The 16867-nt window shown below is 62.8% G+C and carries 13 protein-coding genes and 3 pseudogenes; 13 read left to right on the top strand and 3 right to left on the bottom strand.

The window, feature by feature from the left end:
* Nucleotides 1-3 precede the first annotated feature (3 nt).
* The 9 genes and pseudogenes from WS64_RS23565 (at nucleotide 4) to WS64_RS23530 (ending at nucleotide 8416) form a co-directional block, all read left to right on the top strand.
* Nucleotides 4-387, top strand: a complete 384-nt coding sequence (locus tag WS64_RS23565) for a barstar family protein (protein ID WP_208606866.1) — start codon at nucleotides 4-6, stop codon at nucleotides 385-387.
* A 459-nt stretch (nucleotides 388-846) separates the two neighbouring features.
* Nucleotides 847-3183, top strand: a pseudogene (locus WS64_RS33430) (DUF637 domain-containing protein); the annotation flags it as partial.
* Complete coding sequence (locus tag WS64_RS23555; protein ID WP_060967855.1) at nucleotides 3183-3632, top strand: hypothetical protein; 450 nt, start codon at nucleotides 3183-3185, stop codon at nucleotides 3630-3632. The pseudogene WS64_RS33430 and the gene WS64_RS23555, both read left to right, overlap by 1 nt.
* 216 nt (nucleotides 3633-3848) lie before the next feature.
* Nucleotides 3849-3902: pseudogene (locus WS64_RS35670) on the top strand (hypothetical protein); the annotation flags it as partial.
* A 39-nt stretch (nucleotides 3903-3941) separates the two neighbouring features.
* Nucleotides 3942-4477: pseudogene (locus tag WS64_RS23550) on the top strand (IS30 family transposase); the annotation flags it as partial.
* 188 nt (nucleotides 4478-4665) lie between these two features.
* Nucleotides 4666-5052, top strand: a complete 387-nt coding sequence (locus tag WS64_RS23545) for a hypothetical protein (RefSeq protein ID WP_060967854.1) — start codon at nucleotides 4666-4668, stop codon at nucleotides 5050-5052.
* A gap of 332 nt (nucleotides 5053-5384) precedes the next feature.
* The gene (locus WS64_RS23540; RefSeq protein ID WP_081103909.1) at nucleotides 5385-6005 is read left to right on the top strand and encodes an Imm5 family immunity protein; all 621 of its coding nucleotides are present in this window, start codon (nucleotides 5385-5387) and stop codon (nucleotides 6003-6005) included.
* A 575-nt stretch (nucleotides 6006-6580) separates the two neighbouring features.
* Nucleotides 6581-7513 (top strand): hypothetical protein, encoded by a 933-nt coding sequence (locus tag WS64_RS23535; protein ID WP_081103908.1) that lies wholly within the window; start codon nucleotides 6581-6583, stop codon nucleotides 7511-7513.
* Between the two features lie 90 nt (nucleotides 7514-7603).
* Complete coding sequence (locus tag WS64_RS23530; RefSeq protein ID WP_060967852.1) at nucleotides 7604-8416, top strand: hypothetical protein; 813 nt, start codon at nucleotides 7604-7606, stop codon at nucleotides 8414-8416.
* Between the two features lie 127 nt (nucleotides 8417-8543).
* On the opposite strand, the gene argG is transcribed toward WS64_RS23530, so the two are convergent.
* From argG to WS64_RS23515, 3 genes are all read right to left on the bottom strand, one after another.
* Nucleotides 8544-9881 (bottom strand): argininosuccinate synthase, encoded by a 1338-nt coding sequence (argG, locus tag WS64_RS23525; RefSeq protein ID WP_050018060.1) that lies wholly within the window; start codon nucleotides 9879-9881, stop codon nucleotides 8544-8546.
* 328 nt (nucleotides 9882-10209) lie between these two features.
* Nucleotides 10210-11280 carry an FUSC family protein gene (locus tag WS64_RS23520; RefSeq protein WP_060967851.1) on the bottom strand — a complete coding sequence of 357 codons (1071 nt, stop codon included), beginning with the start codon at nucleotides 11278-11280 and terminating at the stop codon, nucleotides 10210-10212.
* Nucleotides 11281-11452: 172 nt separating this feature from the next.
* Nucleotides 11453-12985 (bottom strand): sensor domain-containing diguanylate cyclase, encoded by a 1533-nt coding sequence (locus WS64_RS23515; protein WP_060967850.1) that lies wholly within the window; start codon nucleotides 12983-12985, stop codon nucleotides 11453-11455.
* Between WS64_RS23515 and WS64_RS34980 the strand changes: the two genes are divergently transcribed.
* The 4 genes from WS64_RS34980 (at nucleotide 12924) to WS64_RS23500 (ending at nucleotide 16798) form a co-directional block, all read left to right on the top strand.
* The gene (locus tag WS64_RS34980) at nucleotides 12924-13166 is read left to right on the top strand and encodes a hypothetical protein (protein ID WP_167351637.1); all 243 of its coding nucleotides are present in this window, start codon (nucleotides 12924-12926) and stop codon (nucleotides 13164-13166) included. The genes WS64_RS23515 and WS64_RS34980 overlap by 62 nt on opposite strands.
* Before the next feature lie 405 nt (nucleotides 13167-13571).
* Complete coding sequence (locus WS64_RS23510; protein WP_060967849.1) at nucleotides 13572-15107, top strand: amino acid permease; 1536 nt, start codon at nucleotides 13572-13574, stop codon at nucleotides 15105-15107.
* A gap of 262 nt (nucleotides 15108-15369) precedes the next feature.
* On the top strand, nucleotides 15370-15615 hold the full coding sequence (locus tag WS64_RS23505) for a DUF3717 domain-containing protein (protein ID WP_059644709.1): 246 nt from the start codon (nucleotides 15370-15372) through the stop codon (nucleotides 15613-15615).
* Between the two features lie 265 nt (nucleotides 15616-15880).
* Complete coding sequence (locus tag WS64_RS23500; RefSeq protein WP_050018064.1) at nucleotides 15881-16798, top strand: LysR family transcriptional regulator; 918 nt, start codon at nucleotides 15881-15883, stop codon at nucleotides 16796-16798.
* Nucleotides 16799-16867 lie beyond the last annotated feature (69 nt).

Genomic DNA, 16867 nt, shown 5'->3' with positions numbered 1-16867 from the left:
GCGATGACAATCGTCAACCCGTTTCGTTACGAAGCGCAGCCGAGCTATTACAGCCCGAAAGACGCATTTGTTGCTATGCTCCCTGCGACCATTGGAACGAAGAATGGCTTGCTTGAGGCGCTAGCGTCCTTGCTTGTATTCCCCGCTTATTTCGGATTTAACTGGGATGCGTTGTTTGACTGCTTGCGCGACTTCAGTTGGCTGGACGAACACGACATCGTGTTAGTCCATCCTGATCTCCCGCTGTTGCAGCAGTCAGAGCTGAAGATCTATTTGCGTTTGTTGCGCGATTCAGTTCTCGATTGGCGTCCAGATGAAGCTCATCGCTTCGAGGTTGTATTTGCCGAATCCGACAAGGACGCTGTAGAACGCATGCTGCGAGAGTGATAGCTTGGTACTGCACCAGAACAGGAACGTTGTTGCCCCAAACACGGAGGCAACTCGTCCGGTGATCGTAGCGAGCAATCTGGATATATACCGTGGAATCAATGACGGTACGCCAATTGCACTGCCACAAAGAGTGGTGCCAGAGTGGGCCGTAACCGGTCCGCTTGCGGAGGCCGACGGTGTACCGTACACGGTGTTGAGTGGGAAGGGGGCCAGCGATGGCATGACGGTCTATCGTCGGAGCGCAACTTTTCTGGGCTGGCATGCGCGATATTGGACCGGACGAAAGTGCCATAGGGACGCGCGGAGCGGACGGCGCACGAATATCGGCCAGATTCATACAGGCGTGGATGACCGGCGCGGGTTTGGATCGATATGTATCGTGGGCCAGGGAGCATGACGACGCCATCCCGCTTGGTGTGTTCGAGGAGTTGCTCGTCGCGGTGCTGAGCAAACTTCATTTTTGGGCTGAGCAGGCCGATGCTTTGGTACGTCGAGCAGACGGTGCCGGACCCGACGTGTCACGCGACGGGAGCGGTGACGTGCCCGACGATTACCGCGCTGATGCCGCAGGTGTATTTGCCGCAGGACACGCAGGCGATGTCGGCGGGCGGCAACATCTCCGGACACGACGTCACGCTGAAGTTCAATCAGGACGGTAACGGCAGCATCCTCAATACGGGGAGCATCTCCGCGTCGGAGACGCTGAGCGTCGACACGCACACGCTGACGAACCAGGCGAATCAGGTCAACGTCGGCGAGATCTGGCAGAAGGTCGATGGCGGGTATCTGAACACGACCGGGACGGTGGTGCAGCCGGGCGGGTTCATGAGCGCGGCGAACATGGAGTTGAATGTTCAGGCGCTCAATCAGATCGGTGGGGCGCTGCAGAAGTTGAATGCAGACGGCACGGTCGATCAGGTTGGTACGCAGCAGGCACTCGCAAACCTGCAGCAGCAACTCGGCGTGAACTTTACGCAGACGTCAGTCAGTGATCACCTGCATTCGGACTTCGTGCAGGAGGGCGGCGGGCTGCCGACGTTTGCCATCGCGGCCATCGCGATTGCAGCGTCGATCGTGACGGCGGGCGCCGCCGCCGCCGCGGGCGTTGTGATGACGCAGCTGTCGGTTGGTTCGGTAATGATCGGCGCACTTGGCGGCATGGTTGGAAGCATTACCAGTCAAGCATTCTCCGGGAACGGGCTGAATTTCGGAAAGATCCTGCAGGCGGGCGCCCTCGGCGCATTGACTGCCGGTGTCATGGCTGGGACGGGTCTTGCCAATCTTCAGGGTTTGCAGGATCTCGGTCGAACAATCGGAACCGGTGGAGCGGTCTCGATGGGGCAACTCGGCCAGGTGTTGGAGAAGATTGTTGAGCGCGGCGTCGTGTCGGCCGCAATCAATACGGCCGTATCCGGAGGCAGCTTCGGCAGTGCGCTTACGAACAGCCTGATCAGCGATCTCGGCGTGATTGGTGCGGGTGCAATCGGCGTTGCTTCGACGGACAAGACTTCGGTACTGGCAGAGGGCAGCCCGGGGTACGTACTGGCTCATGCGACGCTGGGGTGTGCGCTTTCAGCTGCGGGAGGAAATGGATGCGCGGGAGGGGCGATTGGTGGCGCTGTCAGCGCAATTGCGACGCCGTATGTTCGAGACAGCCTGTATGACGGAAAACAGACTGTCACGGTAACGGACAACGGTGACGGAACGTCGACGCAAGTTACGAGTTTCAACAATGGCACGACTAATGCTGTCATCGGGGGAGTTGCTGCGCTTGCTGGAGGCCTCACGAGTGGTCTTGCTGGAGCTGATGCACAGGCCGGCGCGACATGGGCAGTCAACGAGGCGTTCAACAATTCGCTTCATGACAAGCTACAGAAATTCGTAAATGCCGCCGTAGCCTTCGCTGGTCAAGCGTCTCAATACGGGTTTTCGCTGCCTGTTGCGATGACGGCTCTGAGTGGTCGCGCTGCGGCGTCGGTTGCATCGCAGAGTCCGCAGGAGACGGTGAACTGGGCAAAGGAGGCGGGATCGGCCGCTGTGTCGTCAGTGAAGGACACTGTCAAACAAGGGGCCTTGCTCGCATACGACAACCTGTTTTATTCCGGCCTGCCGGGTTCGGCACCGATGAGCGCGTTATATCAGTCGGCCGCTCAGAATGGGATTGTCGGTACGTTTGTTCAGGGGGGCACGAATACGTTGGATCTGCTCAGCGCCGCCCTGAAGGGTAATCCGACAGCTATTGGGGCGTTGACGGGCGGCGTTGTGTTGGGCAGCGCAATTGGCGGGCTTGGCGGGCTTATTCGCGGAACCGTGGCTGGCGATGCCTCAGGCATTCTGACGGGCACGGCTGATGGCGCGGGGACGCGACTGGTCACGGTTGGGGACGAATCATACTCCGGGCCCCGCGGAACCTGGGACGGGGGGGCGAATCATCCGGTCGGTTCCAATGGGGCCGCACCGAATGCGGTGGCGAATACCACGGACGTTGCGACGACGACACCGGAGCTCGGGGGTAAGGGAGGCAAGTCTCGCAATAAGCCACCAAGCCCTTTGCCTGACGCAGAAGGGCTCCCGCACTCGATCATTGAGCGCCCCGGATTTGATGGGCAATACACGACATATAATGGTGATGGAACTTGGAAGCAGTATCGCGGCTCCGGTCAAGACCATGGAAATATTGCACGCCCAAATGTCAAGGAAACTGGAATCAACTATGCTCCAGATGGGAGCCAGTTCATAGGAAAGCCCAAGGTGCGTGAGCCCCGATCAGATGAATTTCCAGGAGGAAAGTAATGTATAACGACAAGTCATTCGATTTTGCTTCATTTGTTGCCGCCAATCCGCCGGGTAGTGTTTCTGGGCTTGACTACGTGCATACTGTCTATAAAGCTCATGGGCTGGTGTACGACTTCGTCTTTCATTTTGCAAAATTATTCTTCCCGGATTTTAGGGTTGTTGGCGGTGGGGTATTCGTTTCTGAATTGTTCAGTGATGAAGAGTACGAGGATTTGTTGAGTAAAGGGAAGGCTGTTCATGAGATTCAGTTCTGGATAAATCTGCTTGAGATAACGGGGATGTTTGATGATATTGATACCGACCAGGCTGCCGAGCTCGCGAAATTGATCGTCGATGGCTGGAATGTGAAATTGCAGAGAGATTTTGGTGATGTGTCGGTGCCAGCGCGGGTTATCTGTGATGATGAAACTGGGGAGGTTTTTGTGACGATCGGATATCAAAGATAGACGGCAGGAAAGTTGTGATTTTCTGAGGAGCGATTGGGTCGCAATTTCCGAGCGGGAAATTGACTTTGCAGATCTCCATCCTTAAGGGGGGTGGTTGCAATCTGCCGTCCGCCTCCGCTTGCGCGGACAGTAGCTGCTGCATAAAGATCAGCGTAACTTAAGACTGCTTAGACTCTCGTTTCGAGTGCAACACCGTTGATGAGGTAGGGTGTTGCAATGACGAAATACCAGCATCTGAGCGCCGAAGAGCGCGCGGCGATCATGATCGAGAAGGCCAGAAACACGAGCGTCAGGGCGATTGCAAGGCTGCTTGAAGAACTGCGCATCATCCATCGACCCGAGGCAATCGAAACGCGCCAATGGCCCGGTCATTGGGAAGGCGATCTCATCAAAGGCGCCTTCAATCGCTCCTGCGTCGGTACCTTGGTCGAGCGCAAGACGCGGTTCGTCGTGCTGTGTCGCATGAATGGCTGTACGGCCCAGGACGCACTGGAGGGGTTCACGCGCCAGATGAAGAAGCTCCCGGCCTTTCTGCGTGAGAGCCTGACGCACGATCGTGGATCGGAAATGACTTGCCATGTCGAGTTGGCTGAACGACTGAATCTGGACATCTGGTTCGCAGATCCCTACGCCCCTTGGCAACGGGGCAGCAACGAAAATACCAACGGCCTGCTGCGCCAGTTTCTGCCCAAGGGGCCGACCTGTCAGGCGTCACCCAGATGCAATTGAACGACATTGCCAAACTGATGAACGGCCGCCCTCGCCAAACCCTCAACTGGAAAACCCCTGAAGAGGCTATGGCGATGGAATTGGCTGCCGCCGGATTGGCTAAACGTTGCACTTGATTCTTGAGACCGCCCAGCAACAGTTGTCAAGCCTGCAGAGCGCAGTGAATGCTGCGACTCAAGGTGGCGTGCCCTACAATCAGGTGATTAATGTTGGCGGCTGGGAACTGAAATTTTCACCGCCGCAGCAGCCTGGGCAGCTTCCTGCTCTGATCCACGCTTTACACACCGGAAAGTAATATCGGAACATGGAAATCAAGATCGAAAAGCCGTTCCGTTTGCACCTCGATGTTGTTGAGGCAGACGAACATGTACCGTCGATGCGAATGCAGGTGGTGATCGACGTGCAGCAGTTTGGGCACAGACTGGAATATCGAGGAAGCGCGTGGTTTGATTGCTCTGTTTGGGACACGTTTGTCTCTGATATCGGGGGCGGGGAGGCTGAACTTGTAGATATGGGTGGCCACTTTACTTTGCGGCTTGGAGAGGTTTCTGAAAAGCCGGAGATTTCGTGGGAAATGAAGAAAGCGGACGTAACGGGGGCAATTGCCACAGCCGCCTTTCGAGCACCAATCGACGAAGATGCCTTGGCACATGTTAAAGACCAGTTCATGCAGTTTGATCGTTGGTGGTAAATGACACGAGCCCGGCCATGTGCCGGATTCGTGCTTGATTTCGTCGGCGCGCGCGATGGCACTGTTGTTGAATTGCTCGATTCGTCGTCGCCGCGTGCCGGTGCCGGGCCACTAGAAAACCCTCGCCGCGACTTCGAGGCATGCCCCTCGTTGGGATGCATTTGCCGATTTTCGTTGATCGCGCACCGCAGCCAGATGTCTGCAATGACGCGATGATCGTCATGAATCCGGTATGCCAGCGAGGCGATAGCGATCGAATAGATCGCTCATCGCGCCGCCACGATGCTCGAATCATCATGTCCATCGGACATTACGGAGAATCAGCATAAGCGATGCGCATTCCACAACGTTTGTCGAACGCATTATCGACAGCTGCGACCTCGATTACGACAGAGGGTGAACTCCCGGCTACCGTCCGAAAGGACCTTCTTCAGTTGATCGAGGCCCTGTCGGCGGCCGAGCACGCCGATGCGGGGTATTTGCGCCGCGCGAGATTGGCGGTGATCTGTGCAAGAGAGGTGCTTGGCCGGCTGAGTCCGTATGCGAGCGTGTTGACGGCAGCCGAAACGATTCTGGCGAGCGGCATCGACGCGTTATCGGGTCAATGCGATCTGCCGACCCTCGAAATAGCCAACGGCGAGTACCACACGAAGGTTATCGATCTGCTCGAACATGGCGAATCGGCCTTTGTCTCCGTTTATGCGGGCATGGCCGTTTTCTCTGCGATCAATACGATTTTGTACGACACGAACTTCGATGTGGTCGGCGAAACCGAACAGAGCGTGCCTCCGGACGATTGGGATGCTGGCTATTACGCAGCGCTCGCGGTGTCGGGCAGTACGATCTGGGAAGCCAAGGGCGGCGCCGAACGCCGTCGATCATACTGGCGCTTGTACTTGCAAAACGCTATTCCCGCAGCCTGGGATGTTCTTGTGCCGCTGCGTAGCGACTGAAGCATTTTCCCGATCGACAGATTGAATTCAAACGTGGGTTTGACTTCATCGCTCGAGCCAACGGCCGAGCAAAGGGCCTTACGGAACCCCGGAACAAATCCCTTAGAAAATTCCCTCGATAAAACCCCCTAAAGAAATCCCCACCACCGCCGTTACCCTTCCTCGGTATCTCAAAAAAGTACTACCAGAGCCGTAGAACCAAACCACACGACCAGATAACCGAGGGGGCGCCCGGCCGGCGAGGCCGTGCGCATGACCAGAACATGGGATGTACCGATTCGATGGGGCGCGCAGGCACCGGGGGCTGGCGCGCGCTGTGCCTTTGCCTTGCCGCGGTATGTCTGCCGCTGCATGCGGTTCTCACCGCTGCGTGCGCCTTCCCGCACGACCACACCTCCACACTCGTATCCGTCGTGCCGAATATCCGGCAACCGACGAATCCCGCATTGCTCTTCCCCTACACATCACACCAAGCATCCAACATCGCTCGAGGAGGCCCCCACAACCCACCGTAAAAGTAACGCGATTCGAATCTAGACCACTAAAAAAAACGCACCAAAAAATCGAGGATTGAATTGAACAAGCATTCCCTTTGTCTGCTGACCGCAGCCGCGATCTCGGTATTCGTCGTCGCTGGTTGCGGCGGCGGCGACGGCTCGTCGAACGCAAGCAGCGGCACGCCCGCCAACACCGGCGGCGCCAACAACTCAGCCAGCGCACCGTCCGTCGCGTCCACGCCGCTCGCGGCACCCCCCGCAAGCGCCCCCGTCGCATCGTCGCAGCCGGTGACGGTCGGCGAGGCACTGCCCAGCCTGACGACCCCGCAAGACGGTTCGACGGCCGCAACGGCAACCGGCCCGGTCGGGATCTGGTCGGCATCCGGCAACCTCGGCTACTCGACCATCGCCCTGGTCGACCCGCACAACAACCTGAGCACGCTCAATCTGCTCGGATCGTTCGTGATGTCCGACGATTTCACGAATCTGACCGTCAACGGTTCGACGTGGTCGCTTGCACCGGGTATCAACTTCGCGGGAACGAGCGGCATCGTCACGAAGATCGATTCGGGCTCGGGCGCATACAGCCCGAAGCAGACGTTGTCCGGCACGATCACCCGCAACGGTACGGCCTCGAATTTCACGTGGACCTACAACGCCGCGAACGCACTTGCCGTCACGCAGGACAGCGTGGTGGGCACGTGGGCGACGACCAACGCATCGTTCGCGATTGCATCGGGCGGTACGCTGACCGGCACGCTGAGCGGTTGCAACCTGAGCGGTACGTTGCTGCTTTCCACGCCCGGCTCGAGCCAGAACATGTACGACATGACGGTGACGGCCTCCGCATCGACGGGCTGCAAGCTGCCGGCCGGCGTTCCGCTGTCGGGCAATGCCGCGATCATGTTCGTGCCGATCACGGGAACCAACGGTTTCAAGCGCTCGATCCTCTACGTGCTGCGCGCGGCTGATTACAGCTTCATCGCGTACGGTCAGGTGATCAAACAATAAACGCACGGTCGCACCGCACACGGCGCGTCGACGCGCCGCGTGCGGCGGCCCGATGAACACGTTCCGTCAACAACGAAAGCCACTGATCCAATGAAGAACTCATCCAAAGCCACCCTGGTCGGTTGCGGCCTGCTCGTGACGCTGCTGTCCGGCTGCACCACGGTGCCGAACACGGACATGACGCCCGAGGCGCGTCAGAAGCTGCATTCGATCGCGATGCTCGACGTCATCGAGCCGAAGCGTGTCGCGGTCGTCAATTCCGGCGGCGCGGCGGCCGGGTTCGGGTTGATCGGCGCGCTCGCGCAAGGCGCCGTCAACGCAAGCCATACGAGCACCTACACGGACCACGTGGCCGCCGGCAAGATCCTCTTCGCACCGGACATCGCGGACGGCGTGGCGGGCCGCCTCACCGGCAACGGCTATCAGGTCGTGAAGCTGGACGGGCAGAAGGTGAAGCTTGCCGATGACGGCAAGTCGGACGACTACTCGGCGATCCAGACCGACGCGGATGCGATCATGAACGTGTGGTTCACGTCGTTCGGCTATATCTCGCCGCCTCAGCAGCTCGACTACATCCCGTGGGTCGTCATCCGCGCGCGCATTCTCGACGCGAAGACGAAGCAGGACCTCTATTACAAGACGTTCGCGTGCGGCTACGACGTCAAGGCGAGCAGCGTCCACATCGACAGCGATTTCGCGTACACGTACGGCAGCTTCAGCGATCTCGAGAAGAATTTCGACAAGTCGGTGGAAGGGATCAAGTCGTGCGAGAAGTCGGTCGCGGACATGATCGGTCGGGATCTGGCGCGCACGCCGGCGTCGGCGCCGGCCAATGCCGCTGCTTCCACGACGATGACGAGGCCTGCAGCCACTGCGACGGCCACGGTGTCGAAAAAACTCTGACGCGCCTGCAGGATCGTCGCGATACGCGTTCCGAATCCGGCAGTGCTTGAAGAAAAAGCGGGAAGGGAAGTACTGCATGCAGCCGGGCGGTTGTCACACCGCCCGGCCGCTCGCGAAAGCGACTGACTTACTTGTCGCTGTCGCCCTTGATCTGCGGCAGCGCCGACGCTTCACCCGGCGTCAGCAGCCCGACCTGCGAATACACGCGCAGCTTGTCGCGCGTATCGGTGATGTCGAGGTTGCGCATCGTCAGTTGGCCGATCCGGTCGCGCGGCGAGAACGTCGACGCCACCTTCTCCATCGACAGGCGTTCCGGCTGGTACGTGAGGTTCGGCGACTTGGTGCTCAGGATCGAGTAGTCGTTGCCGCGGCGCAGTTCGATCTTCACTTCGCCGGTGATCGCGCGCGCGACCCAGCGCTGGGCGGTTTCGCGCAGCATGATCGCCTGCGGGTCGAACCAGCGGCCCTGGTACAACAGGCGGCCGAGGCGGCGGCCGTTCTCGCGGTACTGCTCGATCGTGTCTTCGTTGTGGATGCCGGTGACGAGACGCTCGTACGCGATGTACAGCAGCGCGAGGCCCGGGGCTTCGTAGATGCCGCGGCTCTTCGCCTCGATGATGCGGTTCTCGATCTGGTCGCTCATGCCGAGGCCGTGGCGGCCGCCGATGCGGTTCGCTTCCAGCAGCAGCTCGACCTGATCCTTGAACTCGACGCCGTTCAGCGCGACCGGCTGGCCGGCTTCGAAGCGCACCGTCACTTCCTCGGCGGCGATCTTCACGTCGTCGCGCCAGAACGCGACGCCCATGATCGGGTTCACGATCTTGATGCCGCTTTCGAGGCTTTCCAGATCCTTCGCTTCGTGCGTCGCGCCGAGCAGGTTCGAGTCGGTCGAATACGCCTTCTCGGCCGACATCTTGTACGCGAAGCCGGCCTGGTTCATGAATTCGGACATTTCGGCGCGGCCGCCGAGCTCGTCGATGAACGTCTGGTCGAGCCACGGCTTGTAGATCTTCAGATCCGGGTTCACGAGCAGGCCGTAGCGGTAGAAGCGCTCGATGTCGTTGCCCTTGTACGTGCTGCCGTCGCCCCAGATGTTGACGCCGTCTTCCTTCATCGCGGCGACGAGCATCGTGCCCGTCACGGCGCGGCCGATCGGCGTCGTGTTGAAGTACGTGACGCCGGCGGTCGTGATGTGGAACGCGCCGCTTTGCAGCGCCGCGATGCCTTCGGCGACGAGCTGCGCGCGGCAGTCGATCAGGCGGGCGCCGGCTGCGCCGTATTCGATCGCGCGTTTCGGGATCGCGTCGTAATCGTCTTCGTCGGGCTGGCCGAGGTTCGCCGTGTATGCGTACGGGACGGCGCCCTTCAGTTTCATCCAGTGCAGCGCGGCGCTGGTGTCCAGGCCGCCGGAGAAGGCGATACCGACCTTCTGGCCGGTCGGGAGGCTTTCGAGAATCGTGCTCATAGGAATTACCGTGGATTGAAGCCGGTGGGATCGTATTTCGCGGAATATGCGAGTATCGGCTGTCCGGGAAGTTGGAGCAAGGGTTGATTTTGGTGCGGAACCGGCGTCGAGCCTGTCGCGGCGGGCCTGACGGGCGATTAACCGGGTGGAGAATGCCGTGCCGGACGGCGTTGCATCGCCGCCGAAACACGCACGCCCGCGCCGGGGCGGCGGCCGGATTTCCGGGGCCGGATCGGACAAAGGCCCCGATCGTCGCCGCCGGCGTGTCGTCGCGCCACACAGAAAGGTATATGAAAGATTGACGCGTGAACCCCGGATTCCCGGAACGTCAGATATTCCACGACCGCGCGGTATCGAGCAGCCGCTCGCGCAGCTGGTCCACTTCGCCGGCCAGCTTGGCGGTGATCGACACGTAGCCGGACAACTGCGGCGGCGGCGCGTCGTGCAGCGGCTCGACCGGCCGGCGGCGCGGGGCGAGCCGGCTCGGCGTGCCGAACTTGAGCGCGCGGCTCGCGCCGACCAGCGTGTCGCGGATGCGCCGATTCAACGGCTTCATCTCGACGCGCATGTATTCGCGGGCCGCCGCGTCGTCGCGGGCCGGCAGCGCGCTCGACAGGATCTCCAGATAACCGATGCACAGGCGCAGGCTGCGCTGGATCGCCTCGAGCTGCGTCATCGACGTCTCGCATTCCTTCGACACCGACGGCATCAGCGAGCGCAACTGCACGAGCAGCGTGCTCAGCGCGGCCATTTCCTTCAGGTGCGCGTCGTCGCCGACCGGGCGGTCGCCCGCGAGCCGCGCATGCACGGCCGCGCACGCGCGCAGCGCGTCGGCGAGCTTGTAGCGCCACGAGTAGGTCGCATAGAGCGGCAACGCGAACGAGAACGCCAGCGCGATCGCGATGCCGACCAGCACGTTCACCGCGCGCCACAGGCCGTCGACGATCTCGTTGTCGCCGTGCCCGGCGACGATCACCATCGTGATCGCCGACAGCAGCGCGATGTAGCCGGCCTTGCCGATCGCGTGATACGCGCAGACGCCGCACCCGACGGCCATCAGCAGGTAGATGACGAACGGCGCATGCAAAGCGGAATAGAGAAGGATCAGCGCGAGGCCCGCGAGCGCGCCGATCGACGTGCCGAGCGCGCGCTCGGCCGCCTTCTTGCGGATGTTGCCGTGATGCTGCAGCCCGCCGACGACGATCAGCACGGTGATCGTCGACCATTCGCCGTGCGGCACGTTCAGCCCCGTGGACAGCGCGATCGACACCAGAATCGCGAGCGCGACGCGCGCCGCATGGATCAGCTTCGCGTGGCGGTAGCGGCGGTACGGGTCGAGCAGCGGGCGAAGCGCGTGGCGCACGAGCGGCGGCAATCGGGTCGGGAGCGGGGCGTTCATGACGGAGCAGGAGTGGCCGGAACGCGCACGGCGGCCCGCGCGGGCCGGCGCCGCGCCGCATGCGCAGCAGACGTAACGCTAGCCGAACGCGCGCGGGCTGTCCACGGCGCGGCCGGCAGGCCAGGCGGCAGGCGGCCGCATCAGATCACGCGCCACGTTCCATCATCGCGCGTCAAGCGTCGGCCCCGCTCGACTGCGCGTCCAGCACGCGGTTGCGGCCGCCGGACTTCGCGCGGTACAGCGCTTCGTCTGCGCGCCGCAGCAGCGTCGCGGCGTTCATCCGGCCGTCGGCGGCGGTGGCCGTGCCGATGCTGGCCGTGACGCGGCCGTACGGGCTCTTCACGTGTTCGATCTCGAGCCCCGCGATCGTACGCCGGATGCTTTCGGCGACGGTCGCCGCGCCTTGCGCGTCGGTGTCGGGGAGCGTGACGACGAATTCCTCGCCGCCGTAGCGCGCGACGTGATCGCTGTCGCGGCGCAGGCAGCGCGATAGCGATTGCGCGACCTGGCGCAGCACGTCGTCGCCGGCCGGGTGGCCGTAGTAGTCGTTGAACGCCTTGAAGTGATCGACGTCGACGAACAGCACGGACAACGGGCGCCCGCTGCGCGACGCGCGCTGGGCCTCCTTCGCGAGCACCGCGTCGAACGTGCCGCGGTTGTCGAGGCCCGTCAGCGAATCGGTGTGCGCGAGCCGGTACAGCTTGGATTCGGCGTCCTGCCGGCGCTTCAGCTCGCGCGACAGCGCGAGCGAGCCCCACGCGATGAACGCCGTGAACAGGCTCATCAGCACGACGGTCCAGACCGCGCGGTGGCGCCATGACGCGTAGATGTCGATTTCGGCGGGCGCGACGTCGACGATCAGCGGCAGCCCGGCGAGATGCTTGTACACATAGACGCGCCGCACGCCGTCGATGGCGCCGACGCCGGTCAGCTCGCCGGCGCGGCCGCGCTGCGCGTCGATGAACAGCGGCGAGTCGTGCAGGTCGAGGCCGACCACCCGCGTGTCGTACGGCAGGCGCGACACGAGCGTGCCGTTGTCCTCGACGATCGCCGCGCTGCCGTGCCGGCCGACCGCGATGCCGTCGAGCAGCGCGCGGAAGTAGTCGATGCTGAGCGTGCCGACGACGATCCCGCCGAACGTGCCGTCGGGCCGGTTGATCCGGCGGCTCAGCGCGATCGTCAGCGCGCCGCCGCGCAGCCGCGACGCGTACGGCCGGCTGATGTAGAGGCCGGGGGCAAGCCGGTCGCGGTGCACGGCGAAATAGTCGCGGTCGGCGAAATTGCCTTGCCGCGCGGGCGACGCGCTGGAGTCGATCGCGATATTGCCGTGCGCATCCATCACGAAAATCGAGCCGAGATAGGCGCCGGTCGCCGCGCGGTCGAACAGCAGCCGGTGGCGCTGGCGCGGCGGCAATGTCATCAGTTCCGGATCGGCCATGCCGTCGACGACGTTTTGCAGCGACAAATCGTAGAGTTCGATATTGCGCGCGATATCGCGTTCGATCAGCAGCATCAAGTTGCGCGCATTTTCAACCGCATGGTCATACGCGTCGCGTCGCGCCTCGATTAATAGCGACGTGGAGAGTCCCCAACTGAACATCAGCAGGACGATGCCCGCCACGAGTACGCCGCGGGGCGACAGAATGCGTGCCACGATCGACGCGGTTTGGCGGCGCAGCGTGGCGGGCAGCGGGAATGACTTCATCCTCGGGGGCTGGGGGCGGCGGCTGTTCGCATCGTTGGCGGTTCCGCGCGCGGATTATTTCGAATTAAACGTCATTATCCCGCGATTTCCTGAATTTCGCGCGTACATGCAAAACATGCATGTAGACAGCGTGACGCGCGACGGTTACGCATCATTACCGCATGGCGTACGGACCACTTGATTTGAATCAATTAACAGTGTCGGTCTTTTTGTCTGATTAATCGCATAATCATCAGTCGATTTTGCCTATTGCAGCGGTATTTGGCGGATCGGGACAGGATTACCTGCCGACCGCGACAAATGAAAATCGAATGACCCGGTCGCAATCGTGGTTTTTGCAACGTATGAGGAAATCGCGGCGGCCGACGCGGCCAACCCGTCGATTCCGCGAAATCTCCGGCGCGCCAGCGGGCGCGCCGACCTCGGCTGTCCCCCTGTCGAATCAGGTAGAATCCGCGCTTCGCCGCAGGAGCCCGCCGCGCAACGCGTATCGGGGCCGCATCGAATGCATCGCAGGACGCGCGCCGCGCTCCGATTCCGCATGCGCCGGCTACGGATGCCGGCTCGCTCAACGTTCGTCTCGTTTATGTCCGCAATTCCGAATTCCGACCCACCTGGTTCGCCCGCGAACCCACCCAAGCTTCATCGCGCGCTGAAGGCGCGCCACCTGACGATGATCGCCATCGGCGGCTCGATCGGCACGGGCCTGTTCGTCGCGTCCGGCGCGTCGATCTCGCAGGCCGGCCCCGGCGGCGCGATGGTCGCGTACATGCTGATCGGCCTGATGGTCTACTTCCTGATGACGAGCCTCGGCGAGATGGCCGCGTTCATGCCGGTGTCGGGCTCGTTCGCGACCTACGGCGCGAAATACGTCGACGAAGGCTTCGGCTTCGCGCTCGGCTGGAACTACTGGTACAACTGGGCGGTGACGATCGCGGTGGAGCTCGTCGCCGCGCAGCTCGTGATGCACTACTGGTTTCCGGACGTGCCGGGCGTGTGGTGGAGCGCGGCGTTCCTCGCCGTGATGTTCCTGCTCAACGCGCTCACCGTGCGCGGTTTCGGCGAAGCCGAATACTGGTTCGCGCTGATCAAGGTCGTCACCGTGGTCGCGTTCATCGGCGTCGGCCTGTTGATGATCTTCGGTATTCTGAAGGGCGCACCGGCCAACGGCTGGGGCAACCTGACGATCGGCGACGCACCGTTCGCGGGCGGCCTGCCGGCGCTGATGGGCGTCGCGATGATCGCGGGCTTCTCGTTCCAGGGCACCGAGCTGATCGGCGTCGCGGCCGGCGAATCGGAGCACCCGCGCACGACGATTCCGCGTGCGGTGCGCCAGGTGTTCTGGCGCATCCTGCTGTTCTACGTGTTCGCGATCTTCGTGATCGGCGTGCTGATTCCGTATACCGACCCGAACCTGCTGAAGACGGACGTGACCGACATCGGCGTGAGCCCGTTCACGCTCGTGTTCCGCCACGCGGGCCTGGCCTTCGCGGCCGGCGTGATGAACGCGGTGATCCTGACGGCCGTGCTGTCGGCCGGCAATTCGGGCATGTATGCATCCACGCGGATGCTGTACAACCTCGCCACCGAGGGCCGCGCGCCGAAGGTGTTCGCGAAGCTGTCGCCGGGCGGCGTGCCGCGCAACGCGCTGTACGCGACCACCGCCGTCGGCGCGCTGTGCTTCTTCACGTCGCTGTACGGCGACAAGACCGTGTACCTGTGGCTGCTGAACACGTCGGGGATGACGGGCTTCATCGCGTGGCTCGGCATCGCCATCAGCCACTACCGGTTCCGCAAGGGTTACGTGAAGCAGGGTTACGCGCTCGATCAACTGCCGTACCAGTCGAAGTGGTTCCCGTTCGGCCCGCTGTTCGCGTTCGTGCTGTGCCTCGTGATCGCGCTCGGCCAGGACTATCAGGCGTTCCTCGCGAACCGGATCGACTGGGCAGGTGTGGCCGCCACCTATGTCGGCATTCCGCTGTTCCTCGTCGTGTGGCTCGGCTTCCGGTTCCTGAAGAAGAGCCGGTTCGTGCGCTACGAGGACATGGAGATCGCGCCGTGGGTCGCCGCCAATCGCGGCGCGCAGCGGCCGCCGGTGGCGAACCGCGAAACCGCGGGCTGACGCCGGCACGGCAGGCGGCCGCGCGACGGGACGAAACGGGAAGCCGCGCGCTTCCCGTTTTTTTTGCCCGGCTTTTGCCTGCACGGGGTCAAAGCCGGTTATATTGCCCGACCCTACCGGGCCACGGCCCGGCCGGCGCGACAGGCGCGGCGCGGATCGGCATCCGGCGCGCGCCGCGTGCGGCGGCCGGCGAGTGGCCCGGCGTTTTCATCGTTCCATCCGGGCCGGCACGGCCCGCGGAGCGCGCAACTTAGAGGAATCCATGAGCGCATCACCCGCCGAGCGGAAGGCCGGACCCGTTTCCATCGTGCGAATCGAAGCCGCGATCAACGCGTGGCGCGAAGTCTACCCGCCGGCGCCGGACGGCGAGGACGGCTACGCGCTCGACGCGGGCAGCAACTGCCTCGCCGAGCTGTACGGCAAGATGATCTGCTACCAGTTGCCGGACGTGCCGCTCGACTCGTTGAGCCACGAGCAGCGCGACGCGCTGTACGCGACCGAGGTGTGATGCGCGGTCGCGCCGCCGCGGCCGCCGCGGCGATGAAACGACGGGAAGCTTGCGGGCTTCCCGTTTTGCTTGGGGCGGCTCCCGGACGTCGCCGCGGGCACGACGCTGCTTGCGCCGGGATCGGCGCCGGCTGAGGTATCGTGACGGGATCGGGAAGCAGGCGATCGAGGAAGCCGGTACGGATGGCCGGCGACGGTGACCGGTGCGGGCGCTGTCCGTGCGGTGCCGAAGGAGCGTCCGGCGCCTGTGCCGGGAGGATTCGAACATGGAGTTGAGACACCTCCGCTACTTCGTCGCGGTAGCCGAAGAGCGGAATTTCACGCGGGCGGCGGAACGGCTGCATATCGCGCAGCCGCCGCTGAGCCGGCAGATCCAGCAGCTCGAGGAAGCGCTCGGCGTGCCGCTGTTCGAGCGCACCGCGCGGCCGCTGAAGCTGACCGATGCCGGGCGCTTCTTCTATTCGCACGCGGTGCAGTTGCTCGCGCAGACGACCGAGCTCGAATCGATGACGAAGCGGGTCGGCAAGATCGAGCGCAGCATGTCGGTCGGTTTCGTCGGCTCGACGCTGTACGGGATGCTGCCGAAGATCATCCGGCGCTTTCGCAGCGAATATCCGGCCGTCGAGCTGAGCCTGCACGAGATGTCGACGATGGATCAGATCAAGGCGCTGAAGGAAGGGCGTATCGACGTCGGGTTCGGCCGCATCCGCCACGAGGACCCGAGCGTGCGGCGCGTCGTGCTGCGCGAGGAGCGGATGATCGTCGCGCTGCCGGTCGGTCACGTGCTCGACAGCGCGAAGCCCGTGCTGTCGCTGCACGATCTCGTGAACGACACGCTGATCATCTTTCCGAAGGCGCCGCGTCCGAGCTACGCGGACCAGGTGCTCGCGGCCTTCCACGATCGCGCGCTGCAACCGCGCCGGATCTACGAGACGCGCGAATTGCAGATCGCGCTCGGCCTCGTCGCGATGGGCGAGGGTGTGTCCGTCGTGCCGCATAGCGTGTACGGGCTGAAGCGCGACGACATCAGCTACAAGCCGCTCGACGATCCGAACCTCGTATCACCGATCATCATGAGCATGCGCATGCTCGACGAATCGGAGGACATCCGCGCGATGCAGGCGCTGATCTACCGGCTGTACGACGAAGCCCAGATGGAGTATCTGCCGCCGCAGCCCGAATGAGCACGTAGGCAAAAGAGGCTTGGGCTTGCTTGACGCCGCGCGCGCCGGCAGGCCACCATGTTCCGATTC

The sequence above is a fragment of the Burkholderia anthina genome (genome assembly GCF_001547525.1).
In the GTDB taxonomy this organism is placed as follows: domain Bacteria; phylum Pseudomonadota; class Gammaproteobacteria; order Burkholderiales; family Burkholderiaceae; genus Burkholderia; species Burkholderia semiarida.
The sequence above is the reverse complement of the archived record's forward strand: the minus strand, read 5'-3'. Positions and strand labels throughout refer to the sequence as shown.